This window comes from Rhizobium sp. 2YAF20 (assembly GCF_052114685.1).
Lineage (GTDB): Bacteria > Pseudomonadota > Alphaproteobacteria > Rhizobiales > Rhizobiaceae > Rhizobium.
On sequence record NZ_JBFRFF010000028.1, the window covers coordinates 50,117 to 66,691 of the forward strand.

Consider the following 16,575-nt stretch of genomic DNA (forward strand, 5'->3'; position numbering starts at 1 on the left):
TGAAGCGCGTGGCGCGAACCTAGGCTCGTTCAAAAATGGCTTGAGATCAGGCTCTCGGAGGTCGGGCCGGAGGCTCGATGAGTGCGGACGTCAACTGCGACGCCGGTAGGAGATCGTACCGATGCGACACCCAGGAGATCGCGAACGACCAGCCATGGAGGTCGGGAGCATGGGCGAAAATCGAGGTTGTGCAAACCAGGGCCAGCGGGCATCCCTTGGCGCAGTCGGGTTTGACGGGCTGCTGTTCCGGGCAGCACGGCATGTCTTCCGCCATCTGCATTCCGGGCATGGCGCTGGCCATAGCCTCCATCATCGCGGCACTGGAAGACGCCATGGCGCTGCTTGCCAACCCGATGCTAGTCGGGCCGACAATGACCGCGAGCAGGGCGACGATCAAAAACAGACGATGGACGATCCTCAGGACGGTCATGGCCCAGTTCTGGCATGCTGTCGCGGGGATTGGAAGTGGGTTCACGGAGATGTGCGCGCACCCAGGATGAAGACGCGCTGGACCAGCCCGCGGTAGCGAGCCTCATTTCACGATCTGCGGATGGGCCGGCGACTGGTTACCCGGAGGTAGGCTTGCAACAACGCTGCGAGGTCAGCGGTCCTCTTTCGGCGAATTCGGCGCGCGTGCTGCTGATGCCGCCTGTCGAGGCGATCCGCAAGCAGCCCAATCAATGGAGCGAGACCTCCCACCAGCAAAATGGACCGTCGCAGTGTGAGACAGCAATGTCATCATCATCCGTGAGCCAGTCGTTGGGCTGCGCTGCTAGCCGTCCCATGCACCGAATGCGCGCTGATGCAGATAGATTGACGAGTGGGGTTGCTGGATCCAGTGAACAAATGCCGGGACTGTGCAGCAGGCGTCGAACAAGGGAACTACGGTCCAGCGATCCGGTCATCGCCTCGAGCTTGCAGATGTCGAAAATGCACTGATCCAACAGCCGTGCCGACGGGCTGACAGGTACTTTCGATGACAGACGCAAATCGAACCCACAGCGCGCGCAATAGTGTTGTGGAACGAGCGCTGCCTGATTGAAGGCTGCGATCCGGTTACGGCAGAATGGACATCGATCGCGCAATCCGCATCGATGCTTCGAGCATGAGATCTTGATCGCCAATCGCCAGTGCTTGCGAAAATTCGGCTGGCCGTCCTCCGCTAGGCATTGCGGGCAGAATTGAAGCCAGGTCGGGCCGCGGCGGCTTCCGTCATCGCGCAGAGGAAGGAGCAGGCGTTTCAGTGGCGATCCCTTCAGGGACATCGCGGAAAGTCGTGGCAGGGGAACGCCGGTGTGCGCCCTGAGGATATTGACCGCGTCAGTCTGGAAATTCATGTCGAGGGATGGAGACCACATCCCCCCGCTAAAGCCAAGCACGCGGCCGAAGGACCGGGGGGCAATGCCGTTCGCGAATGCGAGCCGATGCACCCAGCTGGAGAGCAACTCGTCGCGTTGCGGTCGGACGAAACCGGGCCACCGGTCCGATACCACCTCGTCGTATCGCTCGCGGATGGCGATCGTCGGACCGCCCTCGAGGGTCATCACAGTAGATCCTCGCGCAGGGCAGCGCCATGCCGCCGCGAGATCGGCACATAGCGGAGTTCGTCGAGGCCTGCCTTGGTGACTCTTTCTGCCGCCGAGCGTATCGAGGCGATTACCGCCTTCGTGACGATGGCGACGGTTTCGCCGATCAATCCCTCCGATAGGTCGAATATGCGTCGCGCCGAACGTTCGCCGGACAGATCCGAAACATTGGCGAGAGGCAAGGCCGCTTCCAGGCTGTCGAGGAGCATCAGATACTCCTCGTTATATTGCCACCGCGGAACGGCAAAAAGGTCAAACCGGCTTGCCATTTCGCTGGTGGTGTTGATGAAGTCGTATACGGCCACCTCGCCAATCAACACCGGGGATATGTCGACTGGCGCCCGATCCGCCGCAGAAAGGCAAAGGCAGCCTCGACATCGCGCGTGCGTCCGCGCAGCGCATTGTGGAACTCGTAGAAGATCAGCATCCTCGGTTTGAGGGTTGCCAGCAAATGATCGAGTTGCTCAGCTTTGCGGCCGACGTCATGAAGATCGCCGCCGGGCGCTCGCAGCGCATGGAGAATGCTGCCGTAGAAGTGTCCGAGCCCAGCTCCCTCGCGGGTCTGGATCATCCATATTCTCTGCTCGGGCGAGTGGCGCAGATGTTCGACGGAGAACCGCTCGGCAATCATGGTCTTGCCATTGGCGTACGGACCAACCAGCATCAGACCCTGCGTGCGCAACGACGGCGGTCGCGAGAGCAGGTCTGCCAGCCGTCCATGGCCGCGTTGCGCCACCTGATGTCCGACCCAGCGCGACGCTCGGACATAGGCAATGCGTTCTTCCGGATCACGATCAAGATAGGAGCGAACATTCTCAAGCAGATGGTCCGTCATGTCCGGTCACCAATCTTCGACCGGCAGAGTGCGCTTATGACGGACAGGATGCTCGGCTGTCGCCGGCTTTGGTGGCCGCATCGCTGAATACGGCTTCACCGTCGCGGCGGCATGCGCGGCGCGAACGGCATCGCGCAACTGGCTCTTCGAAGGTTTGGCTGCAGCGGCAATGGTGGCAATTTCCCGGCGGAAGGCCACCTGTTCGACGCTCGAACGCTGGTTTGCCCTGCGTCGACGGGCGCGCTCCGCTTCAAACTCCCACAGCGTCAGCGACTTCAGTCGACCATCGCGCCGCTCAACGGGCCGATACTGCCGGGTTTGCGGATCTCGGACGTAGACGTGGCTAATGTCTCGCGGATCGTATCGAACCTCCAGCTTTCCGAGCCGGTCGCGCTGCGGAACGAGTGCGCCAAGCCACGGTGAATAGTAGTGCAAAGCGAACATGCTGATGCCCTGCTGCGATAATTGTCTCTCCGTTCCCGGCAGAAACGACAACAACACGTGCTGCGGGTCGTCCCCGAAGCGAGGCAAGTTTGCGCTGTTCGACTGCCATTCCGTGAACGGCACTTTCAGCGTCTTGGAGTTTTCCTGCAGATGGTGATCGATTGCCGCCAGAGCGATGCAACGCTCCAGTTCCACGAAACTCAGTCGGGCACGCCGCTCGGCAGGATATCCGTCTCGGTCGTCCACCGATCGGCCCGACGATCCCGGATGGATGGCGAGCCCCGCGTTGAGCTTGCCCAGGAGCCGTTCGACCACGCCACCTTGGTGTACCCGACCGCGATCACGGTAGCGGATCCGGATGCCATAGTCGTCGCAGCCGCGTTGAAACGCATGCCCTTTGAATTCTTTTGCCGAGTCCGTCACGATCAGCCGCGGCCGACCGAACATCGGCCATGCGTGATCAAGGTCCCGGGCGGCAAGCCAGGTCTCTTTCGGACACATGGCCTGGGCAAGGCAAAGCGCGACAGACAGTACCGACGGTTTTTCCAGTGTTAGGCAGAAGCCGAGGATCGATCGTGTCGCGACGTCCGTGACGATCGTCAGATAGGGACGGCCGACAAACACACCGCTTCCGTCAACGACCTCCACGAAATTGATGTCGGCCGGCGTATGGTCGATCTGACAGGCGTCCAGCGGGTGCGCTGCGTGAATGTAACCCGGCCGAGGTTTCAGGCGAAGCAGGTGCTTTGGATTAGCCGATCGCTTCCTGGCTATTTCTTCGGGCCCGAATAGTGCCGGAATACGCCGAGCGACGGAAACGTAGGACGGCAAGGCAAGGCCGGCCTCTTCACAGCGGGCACGGATTTCGGCAACGACGGGCGCGAGCGGCGGCGCCTCCAGTTTCAGCCATTGCTCGCGTAACGTCGTACTGATGATCGCCTCCACTTCGGCCGGAAGCCGTTTGAGCCGGGTCTCGGCAGCGCGAGGCAGCAAGGCCGTCACGGTCCGGGCAGTACGGTAGCGAGCGAACAGATTGTAGATTTGGCGGGTGGTCAGGCGTAATGCGGTCGCGGCTCGGGCGATGGCTTCCTGCTTCAAACCACCATCATCGAGGACCTTGTCCAGTTCACGAGCCGCGCGGCGCGCCGCCGACCATTGCTCGTCCGCGACCTCGGCGGCCACCTTGGCAGTTCGATCGCGCAATCGCTTTGGCAAACGGCGGCTCTCGCTGAAATCGTTAGCGGAAAATCGCGTTGTATTTACCGGCTAAACCTAACGGAGGTATGACATTTCCCTGATTGAAATCGCAACGTAAAAGCCACAGCCGACAAAGGCGGTATTGGTTGCCCGGCAACTCCAAGCCCGAGGCGATCACCCAGATAGTGGTAGAATGAGATGCCGAGCTTTTGGCAGGTCTTCAACAGCCCGAGCATGACGTCGCGGGCGGTGCGACCATCAAGACTCATCGTGCCGCCGGAGATCTTGCGCCTGGTGACGAAGGAACGAACATCGTTTTCTGACGCGCTGGTGTGCAGCGGAATATGGGGGTGATCCGATTCTTGTCACGCTTGGTGCCGCGCGGCGATTTGCCGGAAGCGCGATCGCCCGCACCCGGTTCCGTTGCTTTTTCCATGCCCGAGGGACGAAACGGAGGGCGCGGAGGCAAATTCTTCAGGCGTGCAATCTCGTCGTGCAGCTGCTGGTTCTCAGTCTTCAGGCAAGCATTGTCGAGCCGAAGCTGTGCATTGTCTGCTCGCAGAAGCTTGTTCTCAGACCGCAAGGTTGCGACCTTGGCCTTGATAGCGTGCAACTCCTCGGCCAGGCCGCCGACGAGCCAGCGCATCGCGATGAGCGAGAGCGTCTCAACATGTTCGACCGAGGGCAGCGGCTTCTTCGTCATGATCGAAAAGAATTATGATTTGGCCTCCTTACGGAATCGCGACCATTTTTTTTTGGTTTCACGATCCGGATTTATGCACAGCTAAATGAATGTTCGACCGCGCTATGCCCGGACCGGAGATCTGTGACCCGTTGCCACCCATTCTGCCCCACGTACCTGCGCATGAGCAGTCAGGCTAAGCCCATTCGTTGTCCTGCAAGTGAATGCTGCCGGTCTTCTGCAGCATGGCTGTAAATTGCCCTTCTGCAACAGGGCGACTGAAGAGATATCCCTGGATCTCGTCGCAACCGCTCTCAATGAGAAAGTCCGCTTGTTCCTCTGTCTCCACTCCTTCGGCAATCACTTTTAGGCCCAGCTTCTGGGCAAGTGAGATGATCGCAGAAGTGATCGCCATGTCATCGGCGTCGCGCGGGATGTCGGTAATGAACGAACGGTCGATCTTAAGGCGCGACAGGGGAAATCTCTTAAGCGCGCTGAGACTTGAATAGCCCGTGCCAAAGTCATCGACAGCAAGGCTTACTCCAAGCGCCTTGAGGTCGTGCATTCTGGCGACCGAGCCGGCCAGGTCCTTCATGATCAGACTTTCGGTAACTTCAAGTTCGAGCCATGCCGGATCCAGGCCGCTTTCGGCCAGCGCCGATGCCACCGTCTCGATCAAGCGCTTCTCCTGGAACTGTCTCGGCGAGACGTTGACGCTGAGCCTGATTGGATCAAGGCCCATGTCCTGCCAGGCCTTGGCGCGGCGACACGCGGTGCGGATTACCCAGTCGCCGATCGGAACAATCAACCCGGTTTCCTCGGCGATAGAAATGAAATCTCCGGGATGTAGAAGGCCCTCGCTTGGATGGTTCCAGCGGATCAGCGCCTCCGCGCCAACGATTCTGCCCATTCGAATGTCCACCTGCGGCTGGAAATGCAACGCAAACTCGTCGCGAAGCAGCGCCTGACGGAGCTCGTCGGTGCGGGAAAGCTTTCTTCGCACGCTTGCTGCCATTTCCGACGTGAATATGGCAATGCCGTCGCGACCCAGCTCCTTTGCCCGATACATGGCCATGTCGGCAGAGGCGAGCAGTTCTCCGGCCGTCCCGCCATTGGCCGGATAGCAGGCGACGCCAATGCTGCATGTCACCCTGATTTCTATGCCGCTGAGGACTATGGGACGCGCGACGGCATCCCTGATCGCTGACAGCTGAGCTGGATAGCGTTCGCAGTCCGCCTCATCGAGGATGATGACGAACTCGTCTCCACCAATCCTGGCCAGCGAACCTTGATCACGCGTCAACTCGGAGATCCTGTCGGCCACGACCTTCAGCAACTGGTCCCCTATTGCGTGACCAAGGCTGTCATTGACCAGTTTGAAGTTATCGAGATCGAGGAATGCCAGCGCCATCGCGTCACCTCGGGCATCGGCCTTCTGCATCGCGGAGGTAAGCTTGCGGTCCAGCAACGTCCGGTTCGCCATACCGGTGAGGGGATCGTGGTCGGCCAGGAATCCGATGCGTGCCTCGGCGCGATGGCGGGCGATGGCAATGCCGGACATGTGCACAGCGATGGACAGGAATTCGGAGAAGTCCGATTGGCTCGTCGCCGCCGCGGGCAAATGCAGAGCAAGGACGCCCTCGATCTGGCCGTCGATACCGGCAATTGCCGAACAGCAGCACGTGTGTTGAAATTCGGAAATGCCAGCGTCTTCGAAGACGACGTCGAGCGCAGCTGCTGTGATATCGAGATCGGCCTGCATGGTGCGCACAGTGGCAGCGTCAGCGAGCCTGCGATAGTCTTCGTTCAGGGTCGGCGCGGCTACGAGACGCAGTTCGCCGCGATCCGGAGTGGCCACCAGGAACGCGGCGTGCACACCTTCGGCAAGTCCTGCAATCATCCGAGCGAGCCTCTCGAGGAAATCGGAAAGAGGCGTACCACGCGCTATCAGTTCGAGGAGAGAAGATTGGGCCTGCGTCAGACGTTCGGCGGATTTCTGGGCAGTGATGTCGCGGGAGGCGCCGACAATGCCAATTATCGTCCCGGACGCGTCCCTTAACGGAACACGCGAGATCATCAGCCACCGTTCTCCTTCGCCACGAAACGCCAGCTCCCCGCTACCGAAATCGGGCAATCCTGTCTCGGCAACGCGACGTTCTACCTCAGTGGCCATTTGTGCTGCGTTGTAAGGCAGGAAGTCGAAATCCGTCCGCCCGATCAAATCCTTCAGGTCGGATAGTCCGTTGTTGACGACGATGGCGTGATTTGCAAACAGGAAACGCCCTTCCAAGTCCTTTGCATAAATATAGTCAGGGATCTGGTTGATCATCGAGACGAGCCAATTGTAACGCGCGGCGTCGTCCGTCTTCTGGGCAAGTTTTTCCGCAATCATTTGCATGCTTGCCGCGTTCGCCGGCAGCAGAGCAGCGGAAGGAGAGGCAGAAACGTCTCGGTCCATACTGCAATATTCGGTCAAGGGATGTCCTCGGGACTGCGGATAGGACCATCCTCTTTCGCTTCCGTTAAACTCCGGTGAACGTCGCAGCACGGCGAACGATAAATTGTATCGAAGGTGGCTTGTCTAATATCCTGGTGTGCGGTGTCGGTCGCGCCGTAGGTCAGGTCATCTTTGATCCATCTGGGGACGCCTCGAACTAGCGAACCTTCCTCTTAAGAACGATATCAAATCGGTAGCAGGGGCGAGTATCGATGGGACATGGTACGAAACAGTACCGTGGGTTGTTGCGAGTATTTATTTCCCCTATTTTGACCTTGGCGGCCTATGACCGAAAGCATGCCAAGGAGGGCAAACTCATGAACTTGCGCACAAAGGGCCAGAAGCCAATTGGGCGTGATGAGTTGCGGATGCTCCACGAAACGCTGCGCGCCTGGTGTGAGAGACGGAACTGCGAACTGAAGAGCCCTGAGGCACTGGAAGCCGCCCACGAACTGGTCATCTGATTTGACGACGCAATCGCCGAGACACGCCAACTGCGTCAGTTGATCCAATCTCTCTAGTGTCGACATTTCCTCACCAGTGTCGCGCCACCGCCAAAGTTTGCGGTAGAATGCATCGTGTCGATGTGATTCTTGAGGAGGACCCGCCTGCTTAGCATTTGATCAACAACTCAATGATGGTCCGACCCTGAGGCCCTGGAGGTCGGCTTTGCGAACAATGCCCACGCAGCCTCGCAAATGTGAATGCGGCCATCTCGGCATTCACTTTTCCAAGCGATTTAGGGCATTCGAAAGGAGGAAGGAATGCAGATCAATGACGTCTCTTGGACACGGCCCGTCACCGTTCGACTGCAATGCGGTCTGGAGCGGAGCTTTGTTGGCGTGCACGACGCACTGGATTTCCTGGAAAACGAATGGCCTCTGCGACACGGCGAGCGATATGACCGCGCGGTTAAGACCTGTCGCGGAGCAATGAATGACGCTATCCCTTTGATCATTTCGCGGGAGGCATTTGTCGCCGCATGTCTGGAGGCCGACATGGCGGCGGTCATCGCGCCTGGTAAGGCGATCACGCAACCGCATTTGCGGCCAGTTCGTCCAGTCCACCACTGGTGACGTTCTGCCGTGCACTTCTATCCCAACCGCGCTCCGTTCGCGGTGAGATAGATTGCGTAAAGCGACGTCGTCGCGGTGATGAACAGCCTGTTTAATTTAGGACCGCCGAAGGTGACGTTGGAAACGTTTTCCGGAATGTGGATCTTGCCGATCAGGGTTCCATCCGGATCGTAGGTGTGCACCCCGTCGCTGGCGCTCGTCCAGATCCGACCCTTGCGATCGACACGGAACCCATCGAACATACCCGACGTGCATTCGGCAAACACGCCGCCATCCGTCAGCCTGCCATCGTCGCTACAGGCGAATTTGCGGATGTGGCGCGGCCCGCCGGGCCGATGGGAGGCGCCGGTATCGGCGATATAGAGCAACGTTTCATCCGGCGAGAAGGCGAGACCGTTCGGCTTGAGGAAATCCGTGGCGACCTGCCGCGTCTCTCCGGTTTCGGGATCATGCCGGTAGACATGGCAGCCGCCGATTTCCGGCTCTGCGTAGTCGCCTTCATAATCGTGCAGGATGCCGTAGCTTGGGTCCGTGAACCAGACGCTTCCATCCGATTTGACGACGACATCGTTCGGAGAGTTCAATCTCTTGCCCTCGAACCTGTCTGTCAGGACGGAGATGCTGCCGTCGAAATTCGTCCGGGTCACGCGCCGCGTCAGGTGCTCGCAGGTCACAAGGCGACCTTGATTGTCGATGGTGTTGCCGTTGGAATTGTTGGATGGCGAGCGGAAGACGGAGACCTGTGCGCTGGTCTCGTCGAACCGCATCATGCGATTGTTGGGAATATCCGAGAACAGCAGATAGCGTCCGGCCGCAAACCATGCCGGCCCTTCCAGCCATCGGCCGCCAGTCCACAGCCGTTCCACCCGAGCATGGCCGACGAAGCAGTCTTCAAAGCGTCGGTCAAGAACCTCAAATCCGGTGCCTTCCACTTCTCCAAACATGATATTTCTCCACTCGTTCGACAAAACAAGACTTGAAATCTGTCGACATTTGTTATCGATATCATTCCGAGTTTAATCAAGCTGGGATGTCTCTTTTTCCGATCTTTCCTGCCTTAACTTTGCCGGAAGGCCGCCGATGAGGCGGTTCGCTCGGAGTTGAATTTGTGTAGGACGGCGATGAGAGATCGCCAATAATCGGTTGTGGGATGATAGCGATAACTTTATGTTGTCGCGACCTTCGGCTGAGAGCGGAGACCAAGTGAAAAAAGCCGTCACCCCCAAAGGCAGCCATCTCCGGCCGGCGGACGCGCAAAAGCTGACCATGACGGAAGTTGCCAAATATGTCGGCGTTTCCGCCATGACCGTGTCGCGCGCCTTCCGCCAGGACGCCAGCGTTTCGGAAGAGACGCGCAAACGCATCATGGATGCCGTGGATGCTCTCGGCTACGTGCTCGATCAGTCCGCCGGCAGCCTGTCTTCGCGGCGCACCGGCTTCATTGCCGCGCTGGTGCCGTCGATCAACAACTCCAATTTCTCCGACACGGCGCGCGGAATAACCGATGCGCTGGACAATACCGGCCTGCAGCTGCTGCTTGGCTATACTGACTACTCGGCCGAAAAGGAGGAGCACCTGATCGAATCGATGTTGCGCCGCCGCCCCGAGGGCATTATCCTCACCGGCGGATCGCACACGGCCCGGGCCCGCCGGATGCTGGAAAATGCGGGTATTCCCGTGGTCGAAACCTGGGAGATCCCGGAAAAGCCAATCAACCATGTCGTCGGCTTTTCGAACGGCGAAGCCATGTCGCTTCTGGTCAGGGAGCTGGCCGGCAAGGGTTACAAGAAGTTCGGCTACATCGGCGGAACGACGGCGCGCGATACCCGCGGCAGCCAGCGCCGCAGCGGCTTTTTGCAGACGGTCGAGGAGCTGGGGCTTGGGCCTGGGCGCGTAATCTCCTTTGGCGTGCCGCCGATTACCATGGAGCAGGGGGCCCAGGCGATCGTCAGCATGCTGGAGCGCTGGCCGGACACCGAGGTCGTGCTCTGCGTGTCCGATCTGTCCGCCTTCGGGGCGCTGATGGAGTGCAAGCGCCGCGGCATGCGGGTGCCGGAAGACATCGCGATTGCCGGCTTCGGGGACTATGAAATCTCGTCGATCTGCCACCCGCGCATCACGACGATCAATGCCGATTGCTACGGCATCGGCCGGCAGGCGGCCGCGCGGCTGCTCGACGCGCTGCAGAATGGCGGCGGGGCCGGCGACGAGATCACGCTGACCAGCTACCGGGTGGTTTTGCGCGAGAGCACCTGATACGGCACCCCGCGCCGTCAAAAGGCGATCTGCACCTTCATCGATTTTTTGCGATCCCCAGCAGCCTCGAAGGCGGCCACGGCGTCGTCAATCCCGAAAACGCCTGTGAGCAAAGGCTTGAGGTCGACCCGCTTGCGGTTGATGAGATCGACAGCCAGCCCGAACTCCTCGTGAAAGCGGAAGGTGCCGCGAATCTCGATTTCCTTGGCAACGATCACGTTCTGCGGCAATGAGATATCGCCGCCGAGGCCCAGTTGCACGAGGACGGAGCGCGGCGCCAGAACATCCAACCCGGCACGCACCGCCCGTTCGTTTCCCGAGGCCTCGAACATCACATCGAAATAACCCTTGTTGGCCGAGAACGCAGCCAGCTCCTGCGGATTGGCGGCAACATTGATCGTCCGGTCGGCGCCGATGGTACGTGCAATATCGAGCACGCCATCGATGACATCCGTCGCGATGATCTCGCGCGCGCCGTGGGCACGAGCCGCAACAATCGCCAGCGCACCGATCGGGCCGCAGCCCGTCACCAGCACGCGTTTGCCGAGCAGCGAGCCTGCCCGATTGACCGCATGCAAGGTCACGGCAAAAGGCTCCGCGAAGGCGGCCTCGTGAATCGAGATATCCTCGCCGATTTTGTGGCACTGCCAGCTTTCAGCCACCAGGCTCTGGCGGAATGCGCCCTGGATGTGCGGCATCGGCATGGCGCTGCCGTAAAAGCGCATGTTGAGGCACTGGTTCTGCTGCCCCTTCAGACAATAATGGCAATGATTGCACGGCCGGCTCGGCGACACCGCCACACGATCCCCGACCGATAGTCCCGTCACGCCGGCGCCAAGCTCCCGGACCGTTCCGGCGATTTCATGGCCAAGGATCATCGGCTCGCGCAGGCGGATCGCGCCGAAGCCACCGTGATTGTAATAATGCAGATCCGAACCGCAGATACCGCCCGCCTCGATGGCGATCTCGACCTGACCGGGGCCAATGGCTTCGCGAGCACGCTCCTCGATGCGCAGGTCCTTTGCGGCGTGAATGACAATCGCTTTCATCGGCTTTTCCTCATACGACCGGCGTCGGTAGCGGCATCCCTGCGAAATGCGCGGCGAGATTGTCTCGGACCAGCTGGCCCATGGCCTTGCGCGTCTCGATCGTGCCGGAGCCATGATGAGGATGCAGCACTACGTTGTCGAGCGCGAGGAACCGCTGATCGATCACCGGTTCGTTCAAAAATACGTCGAGGCCTGCTGATTGGATCGTTCGGCTTTGCAGTGACGATATCAGCGCCTCTTCATCGACAGTCGATCCGCGCGAGACGTTGATGAAAATGCCCTTCGGTCCGAGCGCTGCCAGAACCTCTTCACCGATGATGCCTTTTGTGGCTGCACCACCGGGAACGATGACAATCAGCGCGTCGCTCCAATGGGCAAGTGCAACAAGATCCGGCTCGAACCTGTAGATCACCTGCAGCTGCGGGCCTCTGGAGAAATAGGCAATCTCGCAGCCGAAGGCCTCGGCACGCCGGGCAATTGCCTGGCCGATGCGACCCATGCCGGCAATGCCGATCTTCTTGCCAGTGACGCGGGTAACCAGCGGCATCGCCACCTTGCCCCATTGTCCAGCCCGCACGAAGGCATCGGCCTGCGGAATGTGTCTGGCGGTGGCCAACAGCAATCCGAGCGCGATATCGGCCACATCCTCGGTCAGCACGTCGGGCGTGTTGGTCACCCTGACGCCGCGCCCGCGGGCATGTGCCAGATCGATCGCATCCGTACCGACGCCGTAGCAGGAGACGATCTCAAGGTTTGGCAATTGCCCCATCAGCTCGCACGAAGCGCCAAGCTCTCCGCGCGTGGCGATGGCGCGGATCTTGCTCCCGACCTTACTCAACAGTTGCTGTATGTCGTCCGCTTCAAAAAGGCGGTGGACGTTATAGTTCGCCTCCAGATCCGCCATGTCCCATTCCGGATAGGCTCCGGTCATCAGGATATCCACCTTGGGCATTGTTCCTCCACCACCGCATTTTGTTGGTTGATTATGTTATCGATAACATATATCTCGACGATGGGATGTCAAGCACGGCCGGGTGTGGCACAGTGCGACCGAGGAACGCCGCGGACCGGAGGAAATATCTGCATGACGAGTTTGTTTGACCTTTCGGGGCGTCGGGCGCTGATCACGGGATCCAGCCAGGGGATAGGCTACGCACTGGCCGAAGGTCTGGCCGCGCACGGCGCCGAGGTGGTCATCAACGGCCGGACCGCACAGACGGTCGAGCGCGCCGTTGACGCCTTGAAGGCGAAAGGTTTTTCGGCCCATGCGGCGATTTTCGATGTGACGAAGAAGGCGACCGTCGACGAGGGCGTTGCAGCTGTTGAAGGCGGGATCGGTGCGATCGATATCCTAATCAACAATGCCGGTATGCAGTTCCGCTCGCCGCTGGAGGATTTCCCGGCCGACAAGTGGGAGCTTCTGCTGACCACCAATATCTCCAGCGTATTTTATGTCGGTCAGGCCGTGGCCCGCGCCATGATCGCGCGCAAGGAAGGCAAGATCATCAACATCGCTTCTGTCCAGAGCGAAATGGCGCGTCCGGGCATCGCTCCTTATACTGCCACCAAGGGTGCGGTACGCAACCTTACGCGCGGCATGTGCGCCGACTGGGCGAAATACGGCCTGCAGATCAATTCGATCGCGCCCGGCTATTTCAAGACGCCGCTCAATCAGGCGCTGGTCGACAATCCTGAATTTTCCTCCTGGCTTGAAAAGCGCACGCCGGCCGGCCGCTGGGGCGATGTCGAGGAACTGGTCGGCGCCGCGGTGTTTCTCGCCAGCCGCGGTTCTTCGTTCGTCAACGGCCATACGCTCTATGTCGATGGCGGCATCACGACCTGCCTTTGAAAACCGGGAGCCTGTCATGCCCACCGAACCATTTGCAGGGCCGCTTGCCATCGTTGTCATGGGCGTCAGCGGGTGCGGTAAATCATCCGTCGGTGAACGTCTGGCCGCCTTGCGCGGCGTCCGGTTCGTCGAGGGCGACCAGCTTCACCCGGCCGCCAATGTCGCGAAGATGGCGCAAGGAATTCCGCTGACCGACGCGGACCGCATGCCCTGGCTCGAGCGCATCGCCTCTGAATTCAAGGTGGCGCTCGACGCCGACGAAGGCGCTGTGCTGTCCTGCTCTTCACTGAAGAAATCCTACCGTGACGTTCTGCGGAATGCGGCAGATGGACGACTTGTCTTCGTGTTTCTCGAAGGGACACGGGATGTGCTGGTGAAGCGGATGAGCGCACGGAAGGGCCATTTCATGCCGGTCTCGCTGCTCGACGATCAGTTGAAGGTGCTGGAGGTGCCAACGGGCGAGCCCGATGTCGTCACCGTGAATATCGACGATCCGCTGGAGCGGATCGTTCTCCTTGCCTGCAAGGGTCTGGAAGAACTGGAAAAACAGGGAGCGGGACATGGACAGTGACATTCGGCAGCCTCATTCCGGGCAGGATCAATCAAGGGCGAGCGTTGCCGTCATTGGCGTGGGCATCATGGGCACCGCGATCGTTGTCCGGCTGATCGAAACCGGGCATCAGGTTCATGTTTTCGATCTGGATGCGGAAAAGGTCGCAGCTGTCACTGCGAAGGGCGCACGCGCCGCCGCCTCGGTCGAGGACGCCGTCGCTCGATCGGAATTCTGCATCCTCAGCCTCAACCACGCCAATATCGTCCGAGCCGCGGTCTTCGGCGGCAACGGCGTGGCGGCGGCCGCCTCCGCCGAAAAGCTCCTGATCGATATGTCCTCCATCGATCCGGCCGATACAGCCGAGTTGGCGGCGCGGCTGAGCCGAGAGACCGGCATGGCCTGGGTGGATTGCCCGCTTTCGGGCGGTGTCCCCGGCGCACTGGCTGGCCGGCTGACAATCATGGCAGGCGGCGCGCCGCAGGATTTCGAACGGGCACGCCGCGTCATGCAGCATCTGGCCGCCAACTACACGCTAATGGGAACGTCGGGCGCCGGGCAGACGACAAAGCTGATCAACCAACTTTTCTGCGCAGTGCTGTTCCAGGCGGTCGCGGAGGCGGTGAAGCTTGCCGAGGCAGGCGGCGTCGATCCTGCCGCCATTCCTGCCGCCCTTGCCGGTGGCAGGGCGGACAGCCGCATCCTGCAGGAATTCATGGCCAAGTTTGCAGCGCGCGACTATTCGCCCACCGGCCGCATCGACAACATGCTCAAGGACCTGGACTCGCTTCAGGCCTTCGCAATGAAGACGAAGACGGCGCTGCCGATGACCGGGGCTGTGGTAGAGATCCATCGCCTGCTGTGTGCCGCCGGACTGGGCCCAAGCGATTCTGCCGAGATGATGAAACTCCTGGACGGCCTTGCCTGCAAATAATTCTGCCGCTGATGACGATTTTCGGAACGTCGTCCTTTTCCGCTTGACCATCGCGAAATGTTATCGATAACATAAGCCACAACAGACTTGAGCTTTGGGAGGAGCGACAGTGCACATGATGAAACTGCTGGAGTTCCGGTCGATCACTAAGACCTTTGGTGGCACCCAGGCGCTGTGCGACGTGTCGATCGATCTGCGACAAGGCGAGATCCTGGCGCTGCTCGGCGAAAACGGCGCCGGAAAATCCACCCTGATCAAGACGCTGGCGGGCATCTACAAACCCGACACTGGCGATATCCTGTTTCGCGGCGAGAGCTATCATCATCGGCCGCCGAAGCCGAACGAACGCCAGCCGGTCGCCTTCATCCACCAGGATCTCGGGCTGATCGAGTGGATGACGGTGGGCGAGAATATGGGGCTCGCGCAGGGCTTTTCCATGCGCCGCGGCCTGATCGACTGGAGCAGCACGCAGAAGCGGGCAAGCGAAGCCTTAAAACTCGTCGGCTGCGATTTCGACCCGACCACCCGGATCTCGCAACTGACACGCACGGAAAAATCGCTGGTCGCCATCGCCCGCGCCCTTGCCGTCGAAGCGGACGTACTGGTCCTCGACGAGCCGACAGCCAGCCTTCCCGCAGACGAGGTCGGCCGGCTGTTCGATGCGATCCGGCCGTTGAAGGAACGCGGCGTCGGCATGATCTACGTCTCGCACCGGCTGGACGAAATCTTCCGCATCGCTGACCGGGTCGCCGTCCTGCGCGACGGTCGCATAGTGGGACAAAAGCCGGTGAGCGAGACAACGCCGGATGAACTGGTGACCATGATCATCGGGCGCAGCAGCAACGACCTGTTTTCCAAGGCTCAAACGGTTGCGGGCGAGCCGATCGTCAAGGTGCGCGACCTCGTCTGCGCCGGAACCGGTGCGGTTTCCTTCGACATCCGCAAGGGCGAGCTGTTGGGCCTTGCCGGTCTGCGTGGTGCAGGCCAGGAACTGATCGGCCGGGCCCTGTTCGGCTGCGAGGCTTTTTCAGGCTCGGTGACGCTGCACGGCGAGATCCCCGATCTGTCCAGCCCGCGCGCCGCAATGGCCTCCGGCGTCGGGCTGATCGCCCGGGACCGGACTGAGGAATCGGTCGCCCTGTCATTGTCCATCCGCGAGAACACCTACATCAATCCCGGCGCGATCGGCCGCGGTCTTCTTTCTTTCTTGTCGCCGAGCCGCGAAGCTGCCAACGCCTACGATATCGGCCTGTCCGTGGGTCTGCGCCCGAACGATCCCGATATGCCGGTCGAGGCGCTGTCCGGCGGCAATCAGCAGAAGGTGGTAGTCGGGCGCTGGCTGGCGACAGGGCGCAAGCTGCTGGTCGCAGAAGACCCGACCGCCGGCGTTGATGTCGGTGCCCGCGCCGATATCTACCGACTGATCGCCCGTGCACTCGATGCGGGCCTTGCGGTTGTCGTCGTCTCCACCGATTTCGAAGAAATCGCCCATATCTGCCACCGCGCCCTGGTCTTCTCGCGCGGCAAGATCGTCAGCGAGCTGACGGGTGACAGCTTGACGACGCAGGCGGTCATTACCGCCGCGTCCGCATCCGAAGCCGCGTGAAGCCTGAGGAGGAA

At 60.5% G+C, this 16,575-nt stretch carries 15 protein-coding genes and 2 pseudogenes; 7 read left to right on the forward strand and 10 right to left on the reverse strand.

The window, feature by feature from the left end; all coding sequences use genetic code 11:
• Positions 1–46: 46 nt before the first annotated feature.
• From AB4Z52_RS25300 to AB4Z52_RS25330, 7 genes and pseudogenes are all read right to left on the reverse strand, one after another.
• On the reverse strand, positions 47–430 hold the full coding sequence (locus tag AB4Z52_RS25300; RefSeq protein WP_442220645.1) for a hypothetical protein: 384 nt from the start codon (positions 428–430) through the stop codon (positions 47–49).
• A gap of 247 nt (positions 431–677) precedes the next feature.
• Positions 678–1,544: a TniQ family protein gene (locus AB4Z52_RS25305; protein ID WP_442220646.1), complete on the reverse strand. Its 867-nt coding sequence runs from the start codon at positions 1,542–1,544 to the stop codon at positions 678–680.
• Positions 1,544–2,421 (reverse strand): annotated as a pseudogene (locus tag AB4Z52_RS25310) (TniB family NTP-binding protein). Before AB4Z52_RS25310 ends, AB4Z52_RS25305 begins: the two are co-directional and overlap by 1 nt.
• 6 nt (positions 2,422–2,427) lie before the next feature.
• Entirely contained in the window at positions 2,428–4,080 is a 1,653-nt protein-coding gene (locus AB4Z52_RS25315; RefSeq protein WP_442220647.1) for a transposase, read from the reverse strand.
• A gap of 44 nt (positions 4,081–4,124) precedes the next feature.
• A pseudogene (locus tag AB4Z52_RS25320) lies at positions 4,125–4,418 on the reverse strand (hypothetical protein); the annotation flags it as partial.
• Positions 4,328–4,765: a hypothetical protein gene (locus AB4Z52_RS25325; RefSeq protein WP_442220648.1), complete on the reverse strand. Its 438-nt coding sequence runs from the start codon at positions 4,763–4,765 to the stop codon at positions 4,328–4,330. The pseudogene AB4Z52_RS25320 and the gene AB4Z52_RS25325, both read right to left, overlap by 91 nt.
• Positions 4,766–4,940: 175 nt before the next feature.
• Positions 4,941–7,142: a sensor domain-containing protein gene (locus AB4Z52_RS25330; protein ID WP_442220649.1), complete on the reverse strand. Its 2,202-nt coding sequence runs from the start codon at positions 7,140–7,142 to the stop codon at positions 4,941–4,943.
• Positions 7,143–7,558: 416 nt separating this feature from the next.
• Between AB4Z52_RS25330 and AB4Z52_RS25335 the strand changes: the two genes are divergently transcribed.
• Together AB4Z52_RS25335 and AB4Z52_RS25340 are read left to right on the forward strand one after the other, a co-directional pair.
• On the forward strand, positions 7,559–7,705 hold the full coding sequence (locus AB4Z52_RS25335; protein ID WP_442220650.1) for a hypothetical protein: 147 nt from the start codon (positions 7,559–7,561) through the stop codon (positions 7,703–7,705).
• A gap of 300 nt (positions 7,706–8,005) precedes the next feature.
• Positions 8,006–8,317, forward strand: a complete 312-nt coding sequence (locus AB4Z52_RS25340; RefSeq protein ID WP_442220651.1) for a DUF982 domain-containing protein — start codon at positions 8,006–8,008, stop codon at positions 8,315–8,317.
• 17 nt (positions 8,318–8,334) lie between these two features.
• On the opposite strand, the gene AB4Z52_RS25345 is transcribed toward AB4Z52_RS25340, so the two are convergent.
• Entirely contained in the window at positions 8,335–9,261 is a 927-nt protein-coding gene (locus AB4Z52_RS25345; protein ID WP_442220652.1) for an SMP-30/gluconolactonase/LRE family protein, read from the reverse strand.
• Between the two features lie 322 nt (positions 9,262–9,583).
• On the opposite strand from AB4Z52_RS25345, the gene AB4Z52_RS25350 reads away from it, so the two are divergent.
• Positions 9,584–10,573, forward strand: coding sequence for a LacI family DNA-binding transcriptional regulator (locus tag AB4Z52_RS25350; RefSeq protein WP_442220685.1), 990 nt, complete (start codon positions 9,584–9,586; stop codon positions 10,571–10,573).
• A gap of 17 nt (positions 10,574–10,590) precedes the next feature.
• On the opposite strand, the gene AB4Z52_RS25355 is transcribed toward AB4Z52_RS25350, so the two are convergent.
• Positions 10,591–11,622, reverse strand: a complete 1,032-nt coding sequence (locus tag AB4Z52_RS25355) for an L-idonate 5-dehydrogenase (RefSeq protein WP_442220653.1) — start codon at positions 11,620–11,622, stop codon at positions 10,591–10,593.
• A 10-nt stretch (positions 11,623–11,632) separates the two neighbouring features.
• A complete protein-coding gene (locus AB4Z52_RS25360; RefSeq protein ID WP_442220654.1) occupies positions 11,633–12,574 on the reverse strand; it encodes a 2-hydroxyacid dehydrogenase in 942 nt (313 codons plus the stop codon).
• A 132-nt stretch (positions 12,575–12,706) separates the two neighbouring features.
• On the opposite strand from AB4Z52_RS25360, the gene AB4Z52_RS25365 reads away from it, so the two are divergent.
• From AB4Z52_RS25365 to AB4Z52_RS25380, 4 genes are all read left to right on the forward strand, one after another.
• Positions 12,707–13,471, forward strand: a complete 765-nt coding sequence (locus AB4Z52_RS25365; RefSeq protein WP_442220655.1) for an SDR family oxidoreductase — start codon at positions 12,707–12,709, stop codon at positions 13,469–13,471.
• Positions 13,472–13,487: 16 nt separating this feature from the next.
• A complete protein-coding gene (locus AB4Z52_RS25370) occupies positions 13,488–14,042 on the forward strand; it encodes a gluconokinase (RefSeq protein WP_442220656.1) in 555 nt (184 codons plus the stop codon).
• Complete coding sequence (locus AB4Z52_RS25375) at positions 14,032–14,955, forward strand: NAD(P)-dependent oxidoreductase (protein ID WP_442220657.1); 924 nt, start codon at positions 14,032–14,034, stop codon at positions 14,953–14,955. Before AB4Z52_RS25370 ends, AB4Z52_RS25375 begins: the two co-directional genes overlap by 11 nt.
• Positions 14,956–15,070: 115 nt before the next feature.
• Entirely contained in the window at positions 15,071–16,561 is a 1,491-nt protein-coding gene (locus tag AB4Z52_RS25380) for a sugar ABC transporter ATP-binding protein (protein ID WP_442220658.1), read from the forward strand.
• The last annotated feature ends 14 nt before the right edge of the window (positions 16,562–16,575 follow it).

Excerpts from the sequence above, each read along its gene's own strand:
- AB4Z52_RS25300 (WP_442220645.1), bottom strand. The coding sequence starts at position 430 with ATGACCGTCCTGAGGATCGTCCATCGTCTGTTTTTGATCGTCGCCCTG.
- AB4Z52_RS25305 (WP_442220646.1), bottom strand. The coding sequence starts at position 1,544 with ATGACCCTCGAGGGCGGTCCGACGATCGCCATCCGCGAGCGATACGAC.
- AB4Z52_RS25325 (WP_442220648.1), bottom strand. The coding sequence starts at position 4,765 with ATGACGAAGAAGCCGCTGCCCTCGGTCGAACATGTTGAGACGCTCTCG.
- AB4Z52_RS25330 (WP_442220649.1), bottom strand. The coding sequence starts at position 7,142 with ATGCAAATGATTGCGGAAAAACTTGCCCAGAAGACGGACGACGCCGCG.
- AB4Z52_RS25335 (WP_442220650.1), top strand. The coding sequence starts at position 7,559 with ATGAACTTGCGCACAAAGGGCCAGAAGCCAATTGGGCGTGATGAGTTG.
- AB4Z52_RS25340 (WP_442220651.1), top strand. The coding sequence starts at position 8,006 with ATGCAGATCAATGACGTCTCTTGGACACGGCCCGTCACCGTTCGACTG.
- AB4Z52_RS25345 (WP_442220652.1), bottom strand. The coding sequence starts at position 9,261 with ATGTTTGGAGAAGTGGAAGGCACCGGATTTGAGGTTCTTGACCGACGC.
- AB4Z52_RS25350 (WP_442220685.1), top strand. The coding sequence starts at position 9,584 with ATGACGGAAGTTGCCAAATATGTCGGCGTTTCCGCCATGACCGTGTCG.
- AB4Z52_RS25355 (WP_442220653.1), bottom strand. The coding sequence starts at position 11,622 with ATGAAAGCGATTGTCATTCACGCCGCAAAGGACCTGCGCATCGAGGAG.
- AB4Z52_RS25360 (WP_442220654.1), bottom strand. The coding sequence starts at position 12,574 with ATGCCCAAGGTGGATATCCTGATGACCGGAGCCTATCCGGAATGGGAC.
- AB4Z52_RS25365 (WP_442220655.1), top strand. The coding sequence starts at position 12,707 with ATGACGAGTTTGTTTGACCTTTCGGGGCGTCGGGCGCTGATCACGGGA.
- AB4Z52_RS25370 (WP_442220656.1), top strand. The coding sequence starts at position 13,488 with ATGCCCACCGAACCATTTGCAGGGCCGCTTGCCATCGTTGTCATGGGC.
- AB4Z52_RS25375 (WP_442220657.1), top strand. The coding sequence starts at position 14,032 with ATGGACAGTGACATTCGGCAGCCTCATTCCGGGCAGGATCAATCAAGG.
- AB4Z52_RS25380 (WP_442220658.1), top strand. The coding sequence starts at position 15,071 with ATGATGAAACTGCTGGAGTTCCGGTCGATCACTAAGACCTTTGGTGGC.